This window comes from Betaproteobacteria bacterium (assembly GCA_009377585.1).
Classification (GTDB): domain Bacteria; phylum Pseudomonadota; class Gammaproteobacteria; order Burkholderiales; family WYBJ01; genus WYBJ01.
The window spans coordinates 1-3,696 of the sequence record WHTS01000232.1 but is presented as its reverse complement, the minus strand read 5'-3'; the positions used below and the strand labels follow the sequence as shown (position 1 = coordinate 3,696).

Genomic DNA, 3,696 nt, shown 5'->3' with positions numbered 1-3,696 from the left:
CAGGGCGTGCGCAAGTTCGTGGTCGAGTTCCTCGGCAAGCCGCTGGAGTCGATTCCCTTCGGCGTCAAGCCCGAGCTCGTGCTCAGCGCTTCGCGCGGAAAGTTCTCCTACGTCTTCTCGGAAGCGGTGCCCAACGACGTGCCGGGCCACTGGCGTGCGCAGTTCGACTTCACCGTCGATGGCAGCGAGCCGGTCGACATGCGCCTCTACCTTAAGAACGGCAACCAGACGCTGACTGAGACCTGGCTCTATCAGTACCTTCCCTAAGCCTCAATGTAGACGCTTTGTCACCCATCTACTCCACTCACACATCGAAGTATCCGGCCTCTTTGGAATTCCATATCGCAAGGATCAACACCGTATCATCCGTAAGTAACCACCGATATAGGGCAACGTATGCCTCGGACCGCCGTCCCATCACGAGCTCTCGCCGTCCCTCTTCCGCCGGCCGTCCTATGAAGGGATGGTCCTCGAGGATCAGCACGGCGTCTCGGATTCGTTGAATCGTCCGACCGGCTCGGACCGAATCGACCTCGGCAATGTATGCGAAAATTCGCTCGAGGTCCGCGAAAGCGCGAGCGCTTCGTTAGACGAGCCCGCCATTGGCGAACACGGTCTGACCATTGACCCACGCGCCATCGACGCTGCAAAGCGCTGCGATGACGTCGGCAATATCCGAAGGGTCGCCAAGACGCTTGTGCGGGGTACGTTGAACGAAGCCGGCGATCTGCTGAGGCGTCTTTCCATCCGTGAACAACGTAGTATTGACGACGCCGGGAGCCAGCGCATTGACCGACACGTGACGGCCCTCCAGCTCCTTGGCCAGGCAGCTGACGAAGATGTCCTGCGCCATCTTGGTGGCTGCATAAGGGCCGTAAGTAGCCGTGCGCAGCTGAGTGATACTCGACGACAGTGCGATGATTCGACCCCCATCTCGAACGCGCCGGGCCGCCTCGCGCAGCGTGTTGAAGCTCCCCTTGCCGTTGACCGCCCACATGCGATCGAAATCCTCGTCGGGCATGTCGCGAATGGGAGCAAGCCGCATGATGCCCGCGTTGGCGACCACCACATCGACACCGCCGAACGCCCGCTCGCATGAATCGAAGAGACGTTGCACCGCCTTCGGATCGTTCACGTCCGCTTGTACCGAGATTGCCCGGCCTCCCGCCGACTCGATGTCGTGCACGACGTTCGCGGCGAGGTCGCGATTCTTCTCGCAGTTGACCGTCACGGCGTAGCCATCCCGGGCAAGCCGCCTTGCCGTCGCAGCGCCGATTCCTCGTGACGAGCCCGTGACGATCGCTACCTTGCCGCTGGCAGTGATCGAGCCAGGGCTCCTCGCGGCATTCGCGATGCCCGCGAGTCCCACAGCGGCGGGGGCGCCCACTATTGCAGCAAGCATACGACGCCGGTCAGGGCTGACGGCGATGGTCGGGTTTTCCGCAGCACGTTCCATTTGCTGTTCCTTTCAGTCAGGGATGGTCGGACGCAGTATCTCGTCGAACGACTGCACGACCTGTTTGCGGTCGCGCTTCGGCTCACGAGACTGCGGAAAGCTTAATTGGAGGGAGTTTCCGGGACTTGCCAACGCTTGCCCAAACCTTGCCCAATCCTGCAGGTTTCGACTAGCATGACCATGGACACCCGGGGTAAGCACCATGCAGGATCAGCTCAAGGACGCCATTCGGCGCTATTCGGCCAAGCACTCGAACCACGACGGACTCGCGCTGCCGCCTGTGCCGGGCTTGCGCATGATGTGCGTGGAATCGCCCCGCGGAAAACCGCACTCCACGTACCGCCCGCTCGTTTGCCTTGTTCTGCAGGGCGCAAAACACCTGCTCGTAGGCACGCAAGAGTCGATCTGCCTGGCGGGTCAGTCCGTCATCGTCAGTGCGGATATGCCAGTGACCGGGCAGGTGGTCGAGGCGAGCGCGCGAAAACCATACATGGCATTGGCGGTGGAGCTCGACATGGCGTTACTGCGGGAACTGGGAGACAGGTTCGCCGCTACGGCATCGGTAGCCGTCCCGCGCACGCGGACTCTGTTTCTGCAGAAGACCGAGGATGCGATCATGGACTGCGCCATTCGTCTCATGCGCCTGATCGGCAGACCGGATGCCATTCCCGTACTGCACGCGGGTCTCATGAAGGAGCTTCATTATTGGCTCTTGTCCGGGCCGCATGGTGCGCAATTGCGTGCCATCGCAGCGTGGGAAAGCATTTCGAGCCGGCTCGGACGAGCCGTGGCGATATTGAGGGAGGATTTTCGCGATCGAATTCCGGCCGAGAGGCTTGCCGATGCTGCTGTGATGGGGCTGACGGCGTTTCACAGGCATTTCAAGGCGCTCACATCGCTCACACCGGGCCAGTATCAGAAACGGCTTCGGCTGATTGAAGCAAGGCGTCTCATGCTGTACGAGAGCGTCAATGCGAGTACTGCCGCCTTCGAGGTCGGGTACGAAAGTGTTTCTCAGTTCACGCGTGAGTACGGACGAATGTTCGGCGCTCCGCCGAAGCGCCACAGTCGAAGCGCCACCACGGTAGGTGGCTTGTTTGCAACTGACCGACCTGCCGTTCCGTTGCAGGACTAGTTCGCATCGTCGAGACATCCGCTCCGCCCCGACAGAGGCAGAGGCTTATATGGCGATCTCAAACGCGTCCTGATTGAATGAGCGCCACCATCTGCTCGAGGCATTTGCCCCAGCCATCCTGGAAGCCCATGTCCTCGTGTTTTTTGCGGCTCTCTTCGCTTCGATGCAGGCATGTCGCCGTGTACTTGGTGCCCTTCCCTACGGCTTCGAGCGTGACGATCGCCGTCATGAATCCGCAACAGCCTTCGTCTGCAATCGATTTGTCCAGCGGGCGATACCCTGGCCCCATCAAATCAGTCCAAATGAGCCGTTGGTTTTCGGTGACTTCCAGATAGCAGCCCAGATTCGCGAAGGCCTGACCTTCGGGCGACTTCATCACCGAGCGGAAAATACCGCCGGGCCGCAAATCGACGTCACACTCGGAAATGGTCCAAGGCGCGGGTACGAACCATTGTTTGAGCTGTTCGGGCCGCGTCCAGGCCGCCCATACTTTTTCCTGCGGCACATCCACATAGCGTTCCAGCGCGAGATCGAGTTTGGGGTCCGGTCGAATTTCGATAAGACGTGACATCAGCGTTTCTCCTTTCGTTGAAGCAGGAAGGCATCGAGTTGATCAAGGCGGCGGTCCCACAGGGCGCGTTGCTCTGCCATCCAGCGCTCCGCTTCCTTCAGTTTTTTGGGCGCGAGTTCGACCGTGCGCACGCGGCCCAACTTTTCGCTTCGGATAAGCCCGCTGCGTTCGAGCATTTTCAAATGCTGCGCGAAGGAAGGCAGCGCCATATCGAAGGGCTCTGCCAACTCCGTGACCCGCGCGGGACCTTTGCTGAGCCGTTCCAGCACCGCTCGGCGGGTGGGATCGGCGAGCGCCTGGAACACGGCATTTAAGTCAGATGAACGGTTAGGCATTCGCCTAACTATAAGGATACCCATTACTAAGGTCAACACCTAAGTGTGGCCCGAATGCGCCTAGTCGTTTGACGCAGACAAAAAACTTCCTGATTAGCGACATTCTTCAGCCAGCCGAATGAGCGCGGCGGGCCGAGGCGAGGTGAGGCAAGCGGCGCGCACCAGGCGAGCCAAGATGGAGGCGAGATTGAAGCGGCGG

General features: G+C 60.4%; 6 protein-coding genes. 2 read left to right on the top strand and 4 right to left on the bottom strand.

Going from position 1 to position 3,696, the window contains the following annotated elements:
• Window positions 1–267 (top strand): glucan biosynthesis protein D (locus tag GEV05_30835; protein MPZ47673.1); only part of this gene is annotated, 267 nt, incomplete at its 5' end.
• Between the two features lie 37 nt (window positions 268–304).
• Here GEV05_30835 and GEV05_30830 read toward each other — a convergent pair.
• The gene (locus tag GEV05_30830; protein ID MPZ47672.1) at window positions 305–553 is read right to left on the bottom strand and encodes a type II toxin-antitoxin system RelE/ParE family toxin; all 249 of its coding nucleotides are present in this window, start codon (window positions 551–553) and stop codon (window positions 305–307) included.
• Window positions 554–586: 33 nt separating this feature from the next.
• Window positions 587–1,456 carry an SDR family oxidoreductase gene (locus tag GEV05_30825; GenBank protein MPZ47671.1) on the bottom strand — a complete coding sequence of 290 codons (870 nt, stop codon included), beginning with the start codon at window positions 1,454–1,456 and terminating at the stop codon, window positions 587–589.
• A 202-nt stretch (window positions 1,457–1,658) separates the two neighbouring features.
• On the opposite strand from GEV05_30825, the gene GEV05_30820 reads away from it, so the two are divergent.
• Complete coding sequence (locus GEV05_30820) at window positions 1,659–2,591, top strand: helix-turn-helix domain-containing protein (protein MPZ47670.1); 933 nt, start codon at window positions 1,659–1,661, stop codon at window positions 2,589–2,591.
• Window positions 2,592–2,649: 58 nt separating this feature from the next.
• Here GEV05_30820 and GEV05_30815 read toward each other — a convergent pair whose 3' ends face one another.
• On the bottom strand, window positions 2,650–3,162 hold the full coding sequence (locus GEV05_30815) for a polyketide cyclase (GenBank protein MPZ47669.1): 513 nt from the start codon (window positions 3,160–3,162) through the stop codon (window positions 2,650–2,652).
• Window positions 3,162–3,497: a metalloregulator ArsR/SmtB family transcription factor gene (locus GEV05_30810; GenBank protein MPZ47668.1), complete on the bottom strand. Its 336-nt coding sequence runs from the start codon at window positions 3,495–3,497 to the stop codon at window positions 3,162–3,164. Before GEV05_30810 ends, GEV05_30815 begins: the two co-directional genes overlap by 1 nt.
• Window positions 3,498–3,696: the final 199 nt, after the last annotated feature.